The sequence below is a fragment of the Syntrophus buswellii genome, from assembly GCF_046097065.1.
Taxonomy (GTDB): domain Bacteria; phylum Desulfobacterota; class Syntrophia; order Syntrophales; family Syntrophaceae; genus Syntrophus; species Syntrophus buswellii.
The window spans coordinates 2,286,372-2,304,902 of sequence record NZ_CP175563.1; the positions used below are offsets into that span (position 1 = coordinate 2,286,372).

General features: G+C 52.2%; 18 protein-coding genes and 1 tRNA gene. 5 read left to right on the plus strand and 14 right to left on the minus strand.

The window, feature by feature from the left end; all coding sequences use genetic code 11:
• Nucleotides 1–78 precede the first annotated feature (78 nt).
• Nucleotides 79–759 carry a molybdenum cofactor guanylyltransferase gene (locus tag ACJ77P_RS10490; RefSeq protein ID WP_408998188.1) on the minus strand — a complete coding sequence of 227 codons (681 nt, stop codon included), beginning with the start codon at nt 757–759 and terminating at the stop codon, nt 79–81.
• Complete coding sequence (locus ACJ77P_RS10495; protein ID WP_408998189.1) at nt 756–3,509, minus strand: ATP-dependent DNA helicase; 2,754 nt, start codon at nt 3,507–3,509, stop codon at nt 756–758. The genes ACJ77P_RS10490 and ACJ77P_RS10495 overlap by 4 nt, the downstream gene beginning before the upstream one ends.
• Before the next feature lie 291 nt (nt 3,510–3,800).
• Here ACJ77P_RS10495 and ACJ77P_RS10500 point away from each other — a divergent pair.
• A tRNA-Thr gene (locus tag ACJ77P_RS10500) sits at nt 3,801–3,875 on the plus strand.
• A 133-nt stretch (nt 3,876–4,008) separates the two neighbouring features.
• Here the strand turns inward: ACJ77P_RS10500 and ACJ77P_RS10505 are convergent.
• Together ACJ77P_RS10505 and ACJ77P_RS10510 are read right to left on the minus strand one after the other, a co-directional pair.
• Nucleotides 4,009–4,224, minus strand: coding sequence for a tyrosine-type recombinase/integrase (locus ACJ77P_RS10505; RefSeq protein WP_408998190.1), 216 nt, complete (start codon nt 4,222–4,224; stop codon nt 4,009–4,011).
• Between the two features lie 161 nt (nt 4,225–4,385).
• A complete protein-coding gene (locus ACJ77P_RS10510; RefSeq protein ID WP_408998191.1) occupies nt 4,386–4,583 on the minus strand; it encodes a hypothetical protein in 198 nt (65 codons plus the stop codon).
• Nucleotides 4,584–5,153: 570 nt separating this feature from the next.
• On the opposite strand from ACJ77P_RS10510, the gene ACJ77P_RS10515 reads away from it, so the two are divergent.
• The 4 genes from ACJ77P_RS10515 (at nt 5,154) to ACJ77P_RS10530 (ending at nt 8,530) form a co-directional block, all read left to right on the plus strand.
• Nucleotides 5,154–5,786: an MBL fold metallo-hydrolase gene (locus ACJ77P_RS10515; protein WP_367360297.1), complete on the plus strand. Its 633-nt coding sequence runs from the start codon at nt 5,154–5,156 to the stop codon at nt 5,784–5,786.
• A gap of 21 nt (nt 5,787–5,807) precedes the next feature.
• The gene (locus tag ACJ77P_RS10520) at nt 5,808–6,692 is read left to right on the plus strand and encodes a phosphoribosylaminoimidazolesuccinocarboxamide synthase (RefSeq protein ID WP_367360298.1); all 885 of its coding nucleotides are present in this window, start codon (nt 5,808–5,810) and stop codon (nt 6,690–6,692) included.
• A 340-nt stretch (nt 6,693–7,032) separates the two neighbouring features.
• Nucleotides 7,033–8,100 carry a molecular chaperone DnaJ gene (dnaJ, locus tag ACJ77P_RS10525; protein ID WP_408998192.1) on the plus strand — a complete coding sequence of 356 codons (1,068 nt, stop codon included), beginning with the start codon at nt 7,033–7,035 and terminating at the stop codon, nt 8,098–8,100.
• 16 nt (nt 8,101–8,116) lie between these two features.
• The gene (locus ACJ77P_RS10530) at nt 8,117–8,530 is read left to right on the plus strand and encodes a DUF3568 domain-containing protein (protein ID WP_367360300.1); all 414 of its coding nucleotides are present in this window, start codon (nt 8,117–8,119) and stop codon (nt 8,528–8,530) included.
• An 84-nt stretch (nt 8,531–8,614) separates the two neighbouring features.
• Here ACJ77P_RS10530 and ACJ77P_RS10535 read toward each other — a convergent pair whose 3' ends face one another.
• The 10 genes from ACJ77P_RS10535 to dapF form a co-directional block, all read right to left on the minus strand.
• A complete protein-coding gene (locus ACJ77P_RS10535; RefSeq protein ID WP_408998193.1) occupies nt 8,615–9,988 on the minus strand; it encodes a sigma-54-dependent transcriptional regulator in 1,374 nt (457 codons plus the stop codon).
• Between the two features lie 99 nt (nt 9,989–10,087).
• Nucleotides 10,088–12,274 carry an ATP-binding protein gene (locus tag ACJ77P_RS10540; protein WP_367360302.1) on the minus strand — a complete coding sequence of 729 codons (2,187 nt, stop codon included), beginning with the start codon at nt 12,272–12,274 and terminating at the stop codon, nt 10,088–10,090.
• A 35-nt stretch (nt 12,275–12,309) separates the two neighbouring features.
• On the minus strand, nt 12,310–12,891 hold the full coding sequence (locus tag ACJ77P_RS10545; protein ID WP_367360303.1) for a DUF4390 domain-containing protein: 582 nt from the start codon (nt 12,889–12,891) through the stop codon (nt 12,310–12,312).
• 135 nt (nt 12,892–13,026) lie between these two features.
• Nucleotides 13,027–13,269, minus strand: a complete 243-nt coding sequence (locus ACJ77P_RS10550) for a hypothetical protein (protein ID WP_367360304.1) — start codon at nt 13,267–13,269, stop codon at nt 13,027–13,029.
• 316 nt (nt 13,270–13,585) lie between these two features.
• Nucleotides 13,586–14,155: an epoxyqueuosine reductase QueH gene (locus ACJ77P_RS10555; RefSeq protein WP_367360305.1), complete on the minus strand. Its 570-nt coding sequence runs from the start codon at nt 14,153–14,155 to the stop codon at nt 13,586–13,588.
• A 19-nt stretch (nt 14,156–14,174) separates the two neighbouring features.
• Nucleotides 14,175–15,197: a Holliday junction branch migration DNA helicase RuvB gene (ruvB, locus tag ACJ77P_RS10560; RefSeq protein WP_367360306.1), complete on the minus strand. Its 1,023-nt coding sequence runs from the start codon at nt 15,195–15,197 to the stop codon at nt 14,175–14,177.
• Nucleotides 15,198–15,338: 141 nt separating this feature from the next.
• Complete coding sequence (locus ACJ77P_RS10565) at nt 15,339–16,199, minus strand: Rossmann-like domain-containing protein (RefSeq protein ID WP_408998194.1); 861 nt, start codon at nt 16,197–16,199, stop codon at nt 15,339–15,341.
• Nucleotides 16,200–16,294: 95 nt separating this feature from the next.
• Nucleotides 16,295–17,110 (minus strand): class I SAM-dependent methyltransferase, encoded by an 816-nt coding sequence (locus tag ACJ77P_RS10570; RefSeq protein WP_408998195.1) that lies wholly within the window; start codon nt 17,108–17,110, stop codon nt 16,295–16,297.
• Nucleotides 17,111–17,121: 11 nt separating this feature from the next.
• Nucleotides 17,122–17,457 carry a DUF3147 family protein gene (locus ACJ77P_RS10575; RefSeq protein ID WP_367360309.1) on the minus strand — a complete coding sequence of 112 codons (336 nt, stop codon included), beginning with the start codon at nt 17,455–17,457 and terminating at the stop codon, nt 17,122–17,124.
• A gap of 206 nt (nt 17,458–17,663) precedes the next feature.
• Nucleotides 17,664–18,512, minus strand: a complete 849-nt coding sequence (gene dapF, locus ACJ77P_RS10580) for a diaminopimelate epimerase (protein ID WP_367360310.1) — start codon at nt 18,510–18,512, stop codon at nt 17,664–17,666.
• Nucleotides 18,513–18,531 lie beyond the last annotated feature (19 nt).

Consider the following 18,531-nt stretch of genomic DNA (forward strand, 5'->3'; position numbering starts at 1 on the left):
AGGCCGGAGCATGAAAATAAATCATGCTCCGGCCTTCTGCATCCTGAACGGAGAGCGATGAAGTCTTTTGATCGCCTTTTATCTTCTTTGCCGAAAAGCCAGGGCCCGCTTCAGGTCCTCTTCGGTATTGATATTGAGAAGCATGGTCCCGTCAGGGTCATAGGTCCGGATTACGCTCTCCGGAACAAAGAACACCCGCATTCCCTTGAAACATCCTGTCATTTTCAGACGATCCCCCCGCTCCAGAAGATTTTTTATGCCCGGCAGACAGCGTCGGGAATAAATGGCGTGAAGGGGGAAAAACCCCTCAGAGGTTTCCGGAACCACAATATCATACCCGTCTATTCTCTCCGTCATGTATCGGATGAATTCCACATTTAAATAGGGCATGTCGCAGGCGCATAAGAAGGCATATTCATAAGACGCATAATAAAGACCGGCATAAAGCCCTCCCAGAGGCCCCTTTTTCTTGTAGATGTCGCTGACCAGAGGAATATCCTGATCAAGATAGAGGAGAGGCTCATTGGTTACCAGGATCACCTCGGGAAACAGGCTTTTGAATTGCCTTACGACCCGGTCAATCAGCCGTTCACCGTCAATCTCCAGAAACGCCTTGTTAAGGCCCATCCGAGAGCTTTTTCCACCGGATAGAATGATTCCCGTCATCCTCTGCGCCGTTGCGTGACATGCCCCCGGGAACCTCTTGCCGGGGTTCAACATGTTGTCCGCTTTTCCATCCAGATTGTCCTTGTTTGTCACTGCCAGAGCTCCTCAAAATGGCGGCACCGTGAATCCAGGAAGACCACTTGGCCTCTGTCGTTTTCCGAGCGAATCAGCCGCCCGATTCCCTGTTTCAGTTTGATCATAGCTTCATAGTAATAGCGATTCCAGAACTCTTTTGCCGGAAGCATTCTTTTCCGGGCGATCTGGAGAGGATCAAAGGGATGGGGGAACGGGATCCGGGTAATAATGACCTGGGTCAGGGTATCCCCTTGGAAATCAACTCCATACCAGAAGGTGTCCACTCCGAAGAGGACACTCTCCTTGATCAGCCGGAATTCATCGATCAGGTTGCCCGTGGGCTGGCCTGGCGCCTGAAGCAGGAGTGGGAAACCATCGGCGGCAATTTCATCCCCTGTCAGCACAGCGACCGCTTCGAGATCGGAATAGCTGGAAAAAAGGACCAGGGTTCGCCCCCTGTTGCGGCGGATCAGCGCCGGCATCAGCTCTGCAACGGTTTTCAGCCAGACCTGCTTGTTCCCGTAACTGCCGCTGACGACGCCCTCCGGCAGGATCATCTTCACGGCGTCCCGGGAAAAGGGGGAAGGAAGAGTCGAGAAGCGGAATGGCCTTTCCTTCCAACCCAGCATGACCGGCTGCTCATCCCCCCCGGGCGTCGAAGCCGCATTTTCCTGGTCCGTACAGTCCATCCCGACGATTTTGCAGAAGTCATCGAACCGGTCTCGCTGCCTCAGGGTCGCAGAGGTGTAGACAATGCAGTCCCGCCTGTCGTAAATATGCTTTTGAATCAACCCGGAGACGTCCACGGCATGAACCATGAGCACCCAGTGCCTGGAATAAAGCTGGCAGGCGGCAACCATGTTGTCGGATCGGATTGTCTTCTCCAGAAGCAGGAAATTCTCGGCATCCGAAAGAATTCGGGCTGACGCATTTTTAATGCGCTCCTGGGAACGGGGCAAAAGTTTCAGCGCCCGGCAGGTGTCCGGATCTTCCAGGAATGACAAGCTTCCGGCAAGGGCTTTCAGAAGGTCGGCAAACATCTGAAGCGCTTTTTCTATCTTCCCGTCAGCGTAAGCGGCATGACATAAAGGCAGTTGGAGAATCTCACCTCTTGCGCTGGAGGGAAAAATCCTGCGCAGGATATGGCCGAATTCTTCAACGGCCTGCTGCAATTCCTCCAGAAGGTTGCGGCATTGGTCAATGGATGCCTCCACGTCTCCGGCGGCATTGTGTAAAACCCTGTGAAGCACAAGTTCCAGGTAGGACAGGGTATCCATCATCTCGCGGGAATTGACGGACAGGCGGAAGGCGTTCCGTACAGCCTGTTCGAAATGGTTGGCCTCGTCAATGATGCAGTTTCGGAACATCCCCGACAATTCCTCATCCAGATCAATCAGGGCCAGTTTGTGATGGTTTGTAACGACCACACGTGCGGATCGCGCTTCGGCACGGGCCACCTGGGCCGGACAGAGGATATGGCGGCCCGTGCAGCCCGTCTTTGCAGAAATTTCGCTATGGAGTCGCCGAAAATAAGGGGATGTGTTCAGGTGGCGGTCGACTCTTTCCCCCACCGTTTCACCATCGGCATGCCTGAACAGAAAGATGAGATTGGCAAAGTACAGCCATGTCAGCAACTGGGCTCCCTTCAGATCCTCTTCGAAGGCCGAATTCAGTTTTTCAGCACAGAGATAGTTGGATTTCCCCTTCAGCAGGGCAACGGGAATATTCCGGAAATCCCGCTCCAGCGCCATGGTCCGGGGAATTTCCCGGGAGTGGATCTGATCCTGGAGACTTTTTGTGTAGGTCGAAATCATAACCCGTTCATCGGGATTCAGGCGGAGATAATCCATGACGGGAATCAGATACCCCTGGGTCTTTCCCGTTCCCGTACCGGCTTCAAGGGTCAGGACGGCCCCGTCATTCAATGCCTCGGTCACACAAAGGGAATATTTCAACTGGGCGTCCCGGAACTTGAAGCCCGGAGCCCCCTCTGCCAATCCCTTAAGAAGCGTCTCGATCCGCTGTTCCGGAATCGTCCTCCGATCTTCCTGATTCCGAGTCAACGCCGGGGAAAACCGCGCCTTTTCCAGAAACGGCATCCAGTCTGCCGTGTCGTTCCGTGCAACGGGCGAAAAGAGTCCGCCCCAGTACTCCTGATAATGCTGCACCAGGTGAATCATGACGTCACCAAAAAGGGTGTCGCTCATTTTCAGATAATGGCGCAGCGCTGCTGAAGAGGGCTGCGTTTCATCATTCAGCCGATCACCGCAGAGATGTCGAACGAGTTCGATGGACAGATCAACCAGTTCCGAAGCGGAAAAGCTGATCTTCTCGCGCCTTTTTCCGGAGAGATATTCCCACAATCCCCGGGGAGAAAACGACTCGACATGGGGAAGAAAATATTCGGCAGCGAAGGTGAGATCGACAAAGCGATCCTTGGCGCAGAATCGAAGCAGGAGATCCAGTACGGAATATGGATCCAGGACCAGGACAAAGGCCTGTTTCTCAAGAAAAGACCTCAAGCGGACGGCCACTTCTTCCGCCGGCGGGGCCTCATGGAGAGATTCTTTTGAGATGTTGGAGTGGTAACGCTCCCTTTCCGTGAGATATGGGTACCTCACCAGGGAGGAAAAATTCCGGCGCGAAGCGTCCCTGGACAGGATCGTCGCAGCAACTTCATAAATCCGGTTGCCGTTGTCCGCCTTCAGGCCCGCATGGCCATAAACAAATGCCACTTCGTCAACAGGACGGTTATAAGGTTTCAGCATGGGTCTCCGAGAGGCCGTTATCTGAACAGATACATATAACTTCAGGGGCCAGGTTCAATCTCTTATGGCGGCGCGCCATCGCCACGGTGTTCAGCGATCACGCAACGCTGGGCATCCCCATATCACACAAGGTTCAATGACTAAACAGAAAAAATGCCATGTTAACGGTATAACTATTGTGACGTTTTACGAAGATGCTTCTCGCCGGCACAAAATTTAAAAAAAATTACGCATATTCTTGACAAGGAAAGGTTGTTTAGGATAGAAAGACTACCTCATCGTTTCAAAAAAGCCGGAGTAACTCAGGGGTAGAGTAGCTGATTCGTAATCAGCAAGTCGGGGGTTCAAATCCCCCTTCCGGCTCCATACAATCAGGGGGTTGCAGATTTCTGCAACCTTTTTTTGCCACCATTGGCCCCACGAAGAAAAAGCCGCTGCGAAGAACGGCTTTTTCTTCGTGATTCGGTGGATTTCTTCCGAAGACCCGGTCAACCTGTCTTCAATGATCCTGGAATGTGGTATGCGTGCATCTCTGGGTTGATGCAATATCGTTGTGGCCCAGTATGTCCTGGATGGAGCTAAGGTCCGTGCCCGCTTCCGGATTGTGGCCTGCAAAGTCGTGCCTCAGCATGTGAGGAGTGATCCTTTTGTTGGCCCCTCCCCTTCTGATGCCGGCTTCCAGGACCGTCTGGAACTTCGTTATATTACCCCACATGCAGGTTTTTTCCTGAGCTGTTTCCTGATGTATCCGAGGTCAGCCGCAGAAACAATCATGACGCACTCCGATGGCACCCGTATAGACCGTCCGGATCTTTTGCATCTTGGAAACGCGAACCAAGCGTTCCTCGATGATCTCGAACAAGAGATCAAGCAGGCTTATTGATTTGTGTCCAGACCTGTTGATTGATTCTTTGCTTTTTCTTCATCCTGGAGCTTGACGAGTGTCCGGTAAACACTTTCCAGGACCTCGTCAATTTTACCAACGCTGTGATCTTCGCTGAGAGCATACTGCATCGCAATCTTAACAGCCTCATCACGAAGAGCATCCCTTCTGTCAGACTTTTTGGACATCATTATAACCTCCGTTAAGTGATTAGAGGAAAGCACAAACAGCGAGTCACCCAAGCTGCAATGACGGTCTCACCTCTCCAGGCCCTTTATTACCCCCTTTTATTGAGGGTTTCAAATTATTTCGGAGAACAAGGAGTGTTCGACAGACGTGGATGAAGAGCAGCACATGGACTTCTGGACCGCAAGGAAGTCACTGACGAAAGAAGAATCCTGACAGGGCGGATGACAGGAGGCGCCCTGTGCTCATATGGACCAGAAAGAGTGGAAACACTGCAGCCAGATACATCACTGCACCGATCCTGTCCGGAATCTCTGCAAAGCTCGAAGAATTGAGGTCACAAATGATTCTGTCGGAACCGCTCCGCAAGGCTGCGGACTATGCCTTGAAATAAACGCCAGGCCCTGTGTGGACAGCAGAGGCGATGGTCCAATCCCTGGACGGGGCCTTCTTTGTGGACAACCTGACTTTTCACAACCTTAAATTCCATTGACTTCAAAAATGAAAAAATGATAGGGGTCCGATAATGGCTTTTCATTGACGATTATCAATAAAACCCCCAGGAGGAGGTTCCAATGCTCATCATTCGGCAAATGCAGGTCAGTTCCATGGCTGTCTTCGCCTATCTGGTCGGCGATTCGGATACGGGAGAAGCCCTGGTTATCGATCCGGCCGACAACATTGACGGCATCCTGGCCACGGCCGCCAAAAACAATCTGCAGATCAAATACATTGTCAATACCCATGGGCATGTGGACCACATCAGCGGGAACAAGGAAATGAAAGCAAAGACCGGCGCACCCATCATCATTCATGAGGGGGATGCCTCCATGCTGGGCCATACACCACCCATGCTGCTCCAGATGTTTGGGGCGGAAGATTCGCCACCCGCCGACATGACGGTAAAAGATGGCGATACGATTTCCATAGGGAACATTTCCCTGAAGGTCATCCATACGCCGGGACACTCTCCCGGGGGAATGTGCCTGTACATTAAAGGATTTGTCTTTACCGGCGATACCTTGTTCGTTGAGAGCGTCGGCCGAACGGATCTAAACGGCTCCTCCGCTTCGCAGCTGTTCACCTCCATCCGGGAAAAGCTCTTCGCCTTACCCGACGACACCCAGGTTTTGCCGGGACACAACTATGGAAGAACAAACACTTCGACCATAGGTCACGAAAAGAAATACAATCCCTTTATGCGGTAAGCAGAATTTCGGAGGCGGAAAATGGAAAGCGCAGGCCTGATTAAAACCCGTTATGAAGGACTGAAATTGTCCAATGTCGGCAAGGTCCGGGACATTTACGATCTCGGCTCTCATCTTCTCATTGTTGCTACGGATCGAATCTCCGCTTTCGATGTGGTCATGCAGGAACCCATTCCGGATAAGGGGAAGATTTTGACCAAAATGTCCGCTTTCTGGTTCAAAAAGGTGGAGGATATCGTGGGCAATCATCTTGTCTCCACCAATCCGGATGATTATCCGGCCCAGTGCGCCCCCTACCGGCAGGAGCTCGAGGGAAGGAGCATGCTCGTTAAAAAGGCATCCCCTCTTCCCGTGGAATGCATTGTCCGCGGTTATCTGAGCGGTTCGGGATGGCAGGATTACCGGTTGACCAAAACGGTTTCCGGCATTCGGCTGCCTGACGGTTTGAAAGAATCGTCCAAGCTGGCGGAACCGATTTTTACGCCGTCGACCAAGGCGCCCGAGGGGGAGCATGATTCTCCCATTACCCGCAAAGAAACCGAAGACATCCTCGGCGCCGAAAATACGGCGAAGATCATTGAAATCAGCCTCGCCATTTACAACCGGGCGTCAAGGATCGCCGACGAGGCAGGGATCATCATCGCCGACACGAAAATGGAGTTTGGCCTGATTGACGGAGAACTGATTCTGATTGATGAGCTGCTTACGCCGGACTCCTCCCGCTTCTGGCCCAAAGCCGATTATATTGAAGGCCGACCTCAGAAGAGCTTTGACAAACAGTTTCTGCGGGATTATCTGCTTTCCCTGAGCTGGGATCAAAAGCCACCGGCTCCGCACCTTCCGGAAGATATCATCGGAAAGACCCGGGAAAAATATGAAGAAGCGCTGAAACGTCTTGTAATCTGATCCAGCTGCAGATCAAAGGGGGTTTCAGGGGATGCGGCAAATCCCGGGACTCGCTGGCCTCAGCCTTCTTTCTTGAAAGGTAGAGATAAGGCCCTGTGCCTGTAAACGCATTCCGGCAGGAAATTGGATGCGGCCTGCTTGCATGACTTGACAACGCGGCCATCGATCATTATCTTTTCTACCGAAAATTCAGCAGGCACTCTAAAAGGGCCGGTTTCTCTGTTCGGAGGAATCGGAGAAACGAGTTCCGGAAGCATCCGCCTTTCAGTTTCCCCTTTGATCCAGAACAGACATAGGATTTGCATGCATTCCCTGCATCATTAAGAAACGAAGGAAGCTCATGAACACAATGGTTAAAGTTTGTTATTATGAGGTCTTGGAAATAACCCGGGACGCCACTGAGGAGGAAATAAAGAAAAGCTATCGCAGAATGGCCATGAAGTACCATCCGGACCGCAATCCAGGGGACAAGGAAGCGGAGGAGAAATTCAAGCAGGCTGCGGAAGCTTACGAGGTGCTGAGCGACAGGAAAAAGCGGGATATTTACGACCGTTACGGACACGATGGTCTCAGCAGCAGTGGATTTCAGGGATTTTCAGGATTCGACGACGTTTTTTCCAGCTTCGGCGACATCTTTGAAGACATCTTCGGATTCAGCAGCTCCCGTTCCCGCTCACGGACAGCAGGGCGTGCGGGGGCCGATTTAAGGTATGATCTGACCCTGACTTTTTCGGAAGCCGCCTTCGGCACCGAAAAAGACCTCAATATCCGCAAATCCGTCACCTGCGCGGAATGCCGCGGGTCAGGCGCCGATCCCGGCTCGGAGATCAAGACCTGCAGCTATTGCGGCGGCAGGGGACAGGTTCTCCAGAGCAGCGGATTCTTCAGTATTAGAACGACCTGCCCTGAATGCAAGGGCTATGGCAAGATCATTTTGCAGTACTGCAGTGCCTGCCATGGAAGCGGCAAAACCGCCTTGGACAAAAAGGTCCATGTTAAAATCCCTGCCGGCGTAGAAACAGGATCCCGCCTTCGGCTGCGCGGCGAGGGTGAAGATGGTGAATTCGGAGGGCCAAGCGGCGATCTCTATGTGTTCCTGGCTGTTGAACCTCATGAATTTTTTGAACGAAGAGGCTATGACATTTATTGCAGGGTCCCGATTACCTTTGTGCAGGCTGCTTTAGGGGCGAAAATCGAGGTCCCTACGCTGACGGGAACGGAAAAGCTGAAAATTCCGAAAGGAACGCAAAACGCCACACATTTTCGGCTGAAGGGTCGGGGCATTCCTCACATCAGGGGATTTGGAAACGGCGACCAGATCATTGAAACCCTGGTGACCATCCCGACTTCCCTGACTCGGAAGCAGGAAGAGCTTCTGCTCGAATTCGCCAAGCTGGACAACAAATAATGGAGGTGTCAGAATTGTGTTAGCGTTATCCAAAAAAAGAAAGCTGTTCGTTATTTTGTCGATTTCCCTCTTCTTTCTAACCTGTGGATGTGCAGCCATCGTCGCCGGCGGCGCCGCGGTGGGCGCTGGAGCCGGAACGTACCTGTATGTAAATGGGGAATTGAAGACCGACTATCCCTATAATTTTGAAAAAACCTGGACCGCCTGTGAAAGGGCGGTGGCGGATCTGCGCGGCACCGCGGTGGATCCGATGAAAGGAATCAGTGAAGGGACGATTTCCGCCAAGATCAACGAGGAACCCGTCAAACTGATCATAAAATATAAAGACAAGAATCTGACAACCGTGGGGGTGCGTGTGGGCATCATGGGCGACCAAACCGCCTCAAAACTGATTCATCACAAAATCAGCGACAACCTTCCCAAACCGTAACCAAGGCGACCCGGCTGCCCCTTTCTTCATCAGCAGGGTGAGACCGTTGTGATTTCACCTGAAGGACGCCCCCTCACCCTGCTGCTACTCACCCTTGCTTTCCAAACCATAGGCCTTGATTTTCTTGTGCAGGTTGCTTCGCTCCAATCCGATGGATTCCGCCGTCTTCGAGATGTTGCCTTCAAATTCCCGAAGTTTTTTCGCAAGATAGGATTTCTCAAAATCCATTTTGGCTTCCCGGAATGAACCGGAGACATAATCCTGCACGGGATCCCTGAATGGCTCAACTTTATGGCCCTCTTTCGGGAGTGGAGGAATGTCATGGGCGGATATGACGATTGAGGGGGTCATAATGGCCAGCCGTTCAATGAAATTTTTAAGCTCCCGCACATTTCCCGGCCAGGAATGCTCCATCAGAATGGCTAGGGCATCCTCTCCCAGGATTTTTTTGGGCTCCCCCTCTTTCAGCGCAAAATCAGCAAGAAACCGCTCCATCAACAAGGGGATGTCTTCCTTTCTGCTTCTCAAGGGGGGGACCATCAGGGGGATGACGTTCAGGCGATAGAAAAGGTCCTGCCGGAATCGCCCCTCTTCCATCTCCTTTTCAAGATCCTTGTTCGTGGCGGCAAGAACCCGGACATCAACCTGAATGACCTTGTTTCCGCCGACCCTTTCAAACTTTTTTTCCTGCAGAATTCTCAATATCTTGGCCTGGGCTTTCAGGCTCATGTCCGCCACTTCGTCAAGAAAAATGGTCCCTTCATGGGCAAGATCGAATTTCCCTCTCTTTTTTTCCGTCGCCCCCGTAAAGGCGCCTTTTTCATGGCCAAAGAGTTCGCTTTCGATAAGCTCTTCGGGAATTGCGGCGCAATTCACTTCGATCATAGGCTTGTCCGCCCGTTTGCTCTGGCGGTGTATGGCCCGGGCTACGAGCTCTTTGCCCGTCCCGTTTTCCCCCATGATCAGAATCCAGGCATTCGTTGGAGCCACAATGGAGATCATTTCCTTGAGTTCCATGATCGGGGGGCTGGTGCCGGTCAGCTCATAATCCTGGTTGATTTTCTGCCGAAGTAAAAGATTCTCCTCTTCCAGGCGGGACATCTCGAGGGCATGCCTGACGGTCAGGATGATCTTCTCCAGGGAAAGCGGCTTTTCAATAAAGTCGAATGCCCCCAGTTTGGTCGCCTTCACTGCGGTTTCGATTGTTCCATGACCGGACATCATGACCAGCGGCAGTTTGGGATAAAGATTCTTCGCTGTCTTCAGAACCTCCATCCCATCGATTCCAGGAAGCCATATGTCGAGGAGAACAAGGCTGGGAAGTTCCTCGTCAAGGAGTTTCAATGCCTCTTCACCGCTGTTTGCCGCCAGAATGTCATACCCTTCATCAAGAAGGATGTTTCCCAGAGACTTGCAGATGCTCTCCTCATCGTCGACAATAAGAATTGTTCTTTGCATACACGAACTTCTATCCAGCTCAGAAAGTATGTTTCAAAAATAATTTCAAAAGGTTGATATCACAATGACCATCAGGGGCGCAAACTCCTTTTGAAAACTTTACATCACAGTCTCCGCCGCCACCGGTAGATCAAAGGTGACAACCGTTCCCCGGGGTTCGTTGTTGGAGATGGTGATATGCCCGTGATGATCGGAAATGATGGAGCTCACAATGGCAAGTCCAAGCCCCGTTCCGCTTTTTTTGGTGGAAAAGTAAGGTTCAAACACCTTCATTTTATACCCCGCGGGAACCCCGCAGCCATTGTCCGCAACTTCCGTGATCGCCAGGTTTCTTGCCCGGTCATAAGCCGTGCGGATTTTTATGGCTCCGTCGTTTTTGTTTACCGCGGCTATCGCGTTATCCAGGAGGTTGGTCATCACCCTCTTGATCTGCTCTGAATCCAGGATCACCTTCGGCAGGTCTTCGCTCAGCTCAAACTCGAAGGAAATATGCTTGTGCGCATCCTGGTACAGGGCCACGGCATCGGTGAGCGTCTCGTTCAAATTTCCAGGGACAGGACGGGTTACAGGCATCCGGGCGTAGCGGGAAAATTCATTCACCAGATTTTTTAAAATTTCCACCTGGTCGATAATGGTCCGGGTGCATTCATAAAAGATCCCCCCATTTTCCCCCAGCTGATCCCCGTACTTGCGCTGAAGCCTCTGTGCCGACAATTGAATCGGCGTTAAGGGATTCTTGATCTCATGAGCCATTCGCCGGGCGACTTCCCGCCACGCCGCCGCCCGTTCGGCCTGCTGCAGCTGCGTCAGGTCCTCAAAGACAACCACCATCCCCATCTCATGGCCCTCATCATCCCGGACAAGGGTCAGGGTCATGAGAATGGTCAAAGCCCTGTCTTTGAGCACCAGTTCCAACTGCCTTTCAATCTGGCCCTTTGCGCTTTTCTCCAGATCCTTCAGCAGGACCTCCGCCAGGGCCAGATGCTCACTGAGCAGAATGTCTTCATAGCGCCTGTTGATCACGCTCTCCAGTTTGATGTCAAGCATTCGCTCCGCGGCTCCGTTGATGGTTGTAATGTATCCCTTTTCGTCAACGGAAATCACGCCGGCGGAAACGTTGTGAAGAACCGTTTCCATGTATTTCCGGCGCTGTTCAAGGTTGATGTTGGCCTGCTCGAGATTTTCCTTGCTCTCCTTCAAATCCCTCGTCATCGAATTGAAAGAATCCACAAGGACTCCGATCTCGTCACTGGCGACAATATCGATCTGATGCGTCCAGTCCCCTTTGGCGATGCGCTTGGTCGCATCGGCAAGATCAAGGATCGGTACCGTAATTCCCTTGGCCATGAACAGACCGAACCAGGTTGCCGAAAAGATAATCAGGAGCGTAATGATGGCCAGGGTGATCATGTAACTGATTTTGATGGGGTTCTGAATCAGGTGCAGCTGGCCGTACTGCTCGGATGCCCTTGAAACAAGGGCTATTTTGTCAACAATTTCCCGGGGGACGAAATAACTTATGACAACGGCGCCGACCACTTCGGAGGGATGAGCATTCGAGTAAATGGGCACCAGTCCGCTGATGAATTCTCCGTTTTCCGAGGGCTGGATTAAGGACACCTCGTTTCCGGAAAAGACCTCCTCCATAACCTGAGGCGTTGGAGACGAGGGTTTGGCGTCGCTCTGCTCAGGACCAAGGAACACCATGCCCTTCGTCCGGTCGTCGATATATATTTCAATAACGGCCGCTCGGATTTGCTTCTGTCTCTGCTCCACCAGCTTCCTGAGATAATCAACCCGCTCGCCTTCATCGAGGCGGTTCTCCATAATATCGGCACTCAGCTGCCCTGCGTGATACTTGGCATGCTCTTCATACCTCTTGTAATAGGTCTGGGCAACCTCCAGAGTATTGTTCAGGGCGTCTCCCACCCGTACATTAAACCAGTTGTCGATACTGGAAGCCAGAAAGTTGCTCGCCACCAGGAAAAGGAGGATGGTCGGGATGAGAGAAAGACAGACAAAAGCCGCCACCAGTTTCGTTCTCATCCTTGACCCGATAACCCCCTGCCGCCTTTCGAAGACGAGTTTCACGACGTTCCTGATAATCAAGAAGATCAGAAGAATGATCAGGATGATGTTGATGTTGATCAAACCGAAAATCAGGATATTGCTGGACTCGTGAAACAGGTATTCCTCCTGGAAGAGGAAATGTTCGATGAAAGACAAGACAATGATGCACAAGACGGAAACAGCGATCAGGATAAAATCGCGACGCCTTCTGTTCACTTCTTCCGGTCCCAGCGCCGGGCGGTCATTTTTTTTCATGTTTGAAGACGAAAAGGCTGGATCTGCCAGTCTGTTTCAAAATCCCGGAAAGATAAAAAAATTCTGAGAAATTCCGCGTAAAAGGGCAAGCGGTAATTCTCCCACGCCAGCTTGATCCGTGCGTAGTAATCCTGGTCTCTGCTCAGATTTTTCATATTCACAACGGGTATTCCATTGATCTCGGCCACAGCGAGCCTGGCCATCGCAAACTCCTGAAAGGCCTCTGCCGTCTGCGGGAACGTCGACGTCACATAAAATTTCTTCTTGGCTTGATCGTACTTGATGTTTTTTATAATCTCAAGCTGTGCCAGCCGCTCATCAAACCAGTGCTTCTTTTTCCGGTAGAACTCTATTTTAAAAGAAAACGTTGTGGAAACACCCGCAAGAATCGCTTTTTCAATATCCGGCGGAAAATGAGACAATCTGGCATAAACCAGCACATTTGTCTGATCATTCGTAACCAGAACATCCTTGATTTTCATCTCATCGGGATTCTGATCCACCACCAGATGATAGAGAAGGGGCGCGATGACAAGCAAAGCAACAATCGCGAGCAATAGTGGTATTCTTCTTTTCATGATTTTCAACTTTATGTTTTTATGGATTCTCTGACTCAACGGAGAACTGGACAGATCGTTTCACTGTCAAGCTCCGTCAAAAGAGGTTTTTCACGTCCGTTTCTAACAGGATTGGCGTTCCCATGCAACTTCCTTTTAAGGAGCGCTTTTTGTCAGGTTCTTCACAATTCTGATCAGGAATTGTCCATCTTCGGCATCGTCCCTTTCAAAAGAGATTTGTTCCGCTTCATAGAGATTATACTCTTTGACCATAAGCTGCCTGCGGATCTCCAGGGAGTTGAGAACGGCGTCCCTTGCGTTTCCTTTGGCAAAGGTCAGCACCATCTCGCATGCCGGCTCCAGATCGATCGCCTTCCAGAGGATTATTTCCGTATCCATAAGATTTTCCATTTCACAAAAAGAGTTGGGATTTTTCTCACCATACGGCGGTACCAGCTTACCGTAAAACGTGAAAATGTAGAAATTAATTTCTCAAAATTCTCTGAAGACAGCCGGAAGACTCAACTTCGGATAAACTGTTCATTGAAAAGAGAGCGAAGGTTCTATTTGATTGACCGGAAGGACAAGACAAAGAAAGGCTCAGCGGGGAACTAGCACGAACGATATGACCTTCAGCCCTTTCTCCTGGCCGGGGGTCGTGGTGATTCACCCCGGACGTCAAGGAGTGCGCCATCGACACGATGCGCCGACGCCGTCAACCGTCTGCAGGTTCCGGATCGATCCCTCTCGAAGGGGCTTTTCTATAATAGCGGTCCCTTTCGCTGTAGATGCATCCGCAATATTGCTGTCGATACATGCCCTGGGCTTTTGAGATGCGGATGCCGGTTTCCCAGCCTTCGCGAAAGTCATGGTAGAAAAAGGCCAGCCCCTGCTCCTTCGCAAGGCTTTCTCCGATGCTGCAGATCAACGAGTGATTCTGGTACCGGCTGTATAGAAGCGTGGAGGAAAATCCGTCAAAGTTTCCCTTTCTGGCGACGTGCGCCGCATAGCTCAACCGCTTGTAATAGCAGAAGCGGCAGCGATCCCCTTCGCGAAAGGCGACGCTCCTTAAAAAGTCGTCCAGTTCGTAGGAATCTTTCCAGATGACCGGGAGATTTTCTTGCTCGGCATAGGCCTTGAGCGTATCCCTGCGGCGGCAATACTCAAGGTAGGGATGGATGTTCGGGTTGAAGAAAAGCCCCCGCACCTCGTGATGCTGATCCCTCAACACCTGCAGGGGATAGATGGTGCAGGGCGCGCAGCATATGTGCAATAGGAGTTTCATGGTTCACAAAAAGCCGGGGTCAGATCAGCTCCTCCTGCTCGAGTTTTGACGTCCTCTTCCCGAAATGGTCGTACGCCTTTCTCGTGGCGATTCGGCCCCGCGCCGTTTTCTGCAGATAGCCCTCCTTGATGAGATAGGGCTCATAAACATCCTCAATCGTCGTTTTTTCCTCTCCAACCGTGGCGCACAGGGTGTCAATTCCGACAGGGCCGCCGCCGTAATTCTCGATAATGGACAGCAGGATGCTCCGATCCATGTGATCAAATCCCTGATGGTCTATCTCCAGCATTTCCAGGGCGTTGACGGCGACCGTTTCGTCGATTGCCCCTTTCCCCTTGACCTGTGCGTAGTCCCGGACTCTCTTCAGGAGACGATTGGCGATTCTCGGCGTCCCCCGCGAGCGCTTTGCGATTTCGATGGCCCCTTCATGCTCGATCTCAATCGACAAAAGACTCGCGGAGCGGATGAGGATCTTTGTCAACTCATCAACGGCATAATAGTTCAGCCGGAAACTGATCCCGAAGCGGTCCCGGAGCGGCGAGGTCAGCAACCCGGCCCGGGTCGTAGCCCCCACCAGGGTAAATCTCGGAATATCCAGCTTCATGCTCCGTGCGGACGGCCCCTGGCCGATCACCAGATCGATGTAGAAATCCTCCATGGCAGGATAGAGGATTTCCTCGACGGTATGGGGGAGCCGATGAATCTCGTCGATAAAGAGGATGTCGGCATCCTTCAGATTGGTCAGGATGGCGGCGAGGTCGCCGGGCCGCTCAATGACCGGCCCCGAGGTGATCTTGATATTGAATCCCATTTCGCGGGCAATGATGACCGCCAGGGTGGTCTTACCCAGACCGGGAGGGCCATAGAGGAGGACATGATCCAGGGCTTCCTTTCTTTTCTTGGCGGCATCGACAAAGATGGAAAGGTTCCTCTTGACCGTCTTCTGACCAATGTATTCCCTGATGCTCTGGGGGCGTAAGCTGTGTTCGTAGGTGCCGTCCCCTTCGATGCATTCTGGACTTATCAGATCGTCTTTTCTCATGACCTTCCCTAAGAGGGTGCTCTTCCGTTTTATCGACGGATTCTTTTTCAGGTTACACCTGTGCCATAAATGATCTGCATCGGGTGTGTCAACCAAATTTATGGACGCTTGCCGGTCCTTACCCGGGAAATCCCATGCGCATCAGCCCCGTCGGGTTTCCTGGAGGCGGGAGATGGTCACCCTATCCGCCCCCTTTCCAAAGAAATGATACCCGGAACCTGCTTCGGCGATTACGCTGAGCACCCGGTCGGCGTCGGTTACCCTGATGCCGCCCAGGATGCTGACCCCCCGCCGGAAAAAGGCGTCGGGAATCATGCTTGCCGTCGGGCCGACCACGATGATCTCAGCCCCCGGTTTTCGCCACTCCAGAAGTCCCTCGAGCGTATCGTTGATCAACGTCGTCCCCGTGATGACGAGGAGATCCGCCCGAGAAACGGCTCCCGGCGCCTTTTCGGGAGGGACGAGAAACTCCAGTTCATCCGCTCTCAGGGTCGAAGGGTCCAGTTCCAGAATTCCAAAGGGCTTTCCCCTCTGCTTCAGGGCCTTGATGGCAGGGGCAAGCGCCCCGACCACGACCACAAATCCCTCTTCGGGGAGCATCATGTCCTCCAGGGCATCCACGCCTGCCGAAATCCGATAGGTTTCCGGCGGCTTCCTTTTCCAGCACTCGGCGGACAGGGCGTTGAGAAGGGCGATGCCCATCGTCCTTTTCAGGGGATTCCCGCTGAACATCTCGTCCAGAAACCGAGTAGCCTTTCTCCCTTCCAGTCTCCCGGAAGCCGGCATGACCCTGGCCGAGCTCGGGCAGCAGACCGCTTCCGGAATGCTCTTGATTGGGGTAAAACACAGCCCTCCTTCGCCGCTGTTCAGTTTGATCCCCGTGAAAAACAGCCCCATAACGGTTTTTTCCACAGTCATCGTTTCCAGGCTTTTTCCCAGAATCTCAGAAATCGCCTCTCGGGTTTCCCTCAGGATATCGCCAGGATGAGAGGTTGGTTCCATGTGTCCTCCTAAAAAATGCCCATGTCTGTGATCCAGCTCTGTCGGCGGATCCGGAATAGCCGCTTCTTCCGAAGGTGATGTTCCGGAAACAACAGTCAGGATGACGTTATCGTTTTCTCATTACTCGCGGGCCTCCACCAGAGCAGTGCGGACCTCATGCCGTCCGGCCACGTATAGACACCGCCGGAGAACTTCAACCGCCGGTTCAACGTGGAAGAGATCAGGTCGTCGTAAGCTTCGGAGATCCCCAGGTTTAAATGTTTCCTGGCTCGACGGACCGCATCTTCCAGAGAGACATTGACCCAGTTCGTCATGCCCTCTTCGATCAGGACATTTGCATAAATCCCAAGGGTATAGAGGGCATTGTACGCGATGATCGCGTCGGGGCTGTCATGGCGACACCCGGAAATCTTCAAGGACAGCTCACCCAGAATCCCGTCGGCCGGAGGCAGCCGGATGGCCAGATAGCATCTCTTCCGTGCACACTGTTCCATTTTGCGCACGAAAGCCGCCAGGTCCGAACTTCCGTACATGCCATGGGCGCAGATAACCAGATCGTGCATTCCAGGAGAGGCATCTTCCCAGGATTGCAGTTGGATCTCCGCATTCTGGATTCCGGCGCGGCCGAGATTTTCTCTGAGCATATCGGCCATGGCGGCAGTCGGTTCAATCGCCGTCACCTTTCTACCGGTCCCGGCCAGAGGAATCGTCCAGCGCCCGGTTCCGGGTCCGATCTCAAGCACGGTATCCCCGGCATCCATTTCTTCAAGGATGAAATTCAGCAGGGCATCCGGCCTTTCCTTCTTCTTCCGGGCGTGGGCTTTATACTTCTCCACCATTCCTTCCCCTTTGGGACGGAAGCCCCTCATGACCAGCTTCCGCCACAAATCCATCCAGTTGCATTCCTCCATCTCGATTCCCTCTAACGATTTAAGGTAGAAACAATAAGCCAATAGCACCCGGCCGTCAGAATTATTGAAACGGCCAGGCTCAGATAAAAATTAACCCCTTGCCTCAACAACAGCGGCAGCGACACAAACAAAGCCAGTGAAGGCAGAACAAGCCAGAAGATGCCGGATGCCAGCGCACTCACTTTTGCGACGTCATGCGTATCGATGTACAACCAGATCATTGCCAGAACAGAAACAAAGGGAATCGACGCCAATACCGCACCAATCAAGGAACTGCGTTTGACAATTTCAGAGATCAGCACCACCAGTAAGGTTGTTATCACAATTTTTATGAGATAGTAACTCAAGGAATCCTCATAACAACAAATAAGCACCATCACTCCATGTTTTATTTCAGCATCCCGTGTTCTACCTGACCGTCACTTTCGGCCTGATCGGATTCCTTTTCTCATAAAACGGAACTCCTGCGCTCTGGATAGGATCAACGACACCGTAGTTGCCGATGCCATGGGAAATGGACAGATCAATTTCATAAGGCAGGAATAACAAAAAATTACAGTCCTGTTCCTTCAAACATTTCCTGATCCATGTTCCCCTCACACACTCTCGTCACGGGACCTGTCATTGTGGCAAAAAACCCCTTGCTGAACTGAATTCCGATCTTGCCGCCCGGCATGTGAACAGTGATATCCGACCCGCAGCGTCCCAGTTTGCAGGCAACAGCCGCAGCAGCGGTGCTGCTGCTTCCCGATGCCAGAGTATAGCCGGCGCCGCGCTCCCAGATTTCAATTTGGATGTTGCCGCGATCAAGGACTTTCATAAACTGAACATTCGTCCGATTCGGAAATCTCGGGTCGTTCTCAATAAGGGGGCCATAATGATGGGCGTCAACCGATGACGGATCGTCGCTAAGGACGACACAGTGAGGATTTCCCACCGTTGCCGCGCAGAATGTAAAAATCCTTCCGTTGATGTCCATCGTTTCGTTCAAAACTTCACGGGGCGGTCCGGCAACGGGAATGCTTGTGCTGTCGAAACGCACTTCACCCATCTTCACGGAAACCACTTTACCCCTGTCCTCAACCTTGCATGAAACAACCCCTCCCGGGGTTTCCACTGAAAAAGATTGCTCCCCTACCAGCCCTTCATCATAGAGTGACCGGGCAAAAATGCGAAGGCCGTTTCCGCTCTTTTCCGCTTCGCTTCCATCGGGATTGAAGATGCGAAGACCGAAATCACATGACAGGCTGTTAACCGGTCCATAGAGGATGCCATCTGATCCTACGCCGTAATTGCGGTGGCAGATCAGCCGCACAATGTCTCCGGAGAGCTCCCCCTCAAACGCTTCGGGACGCAAGACGATGTAGTCGTTTCCTAAGGCATGATACTTGAGATATTTCATTTTTCCAGTATTTCAGTCT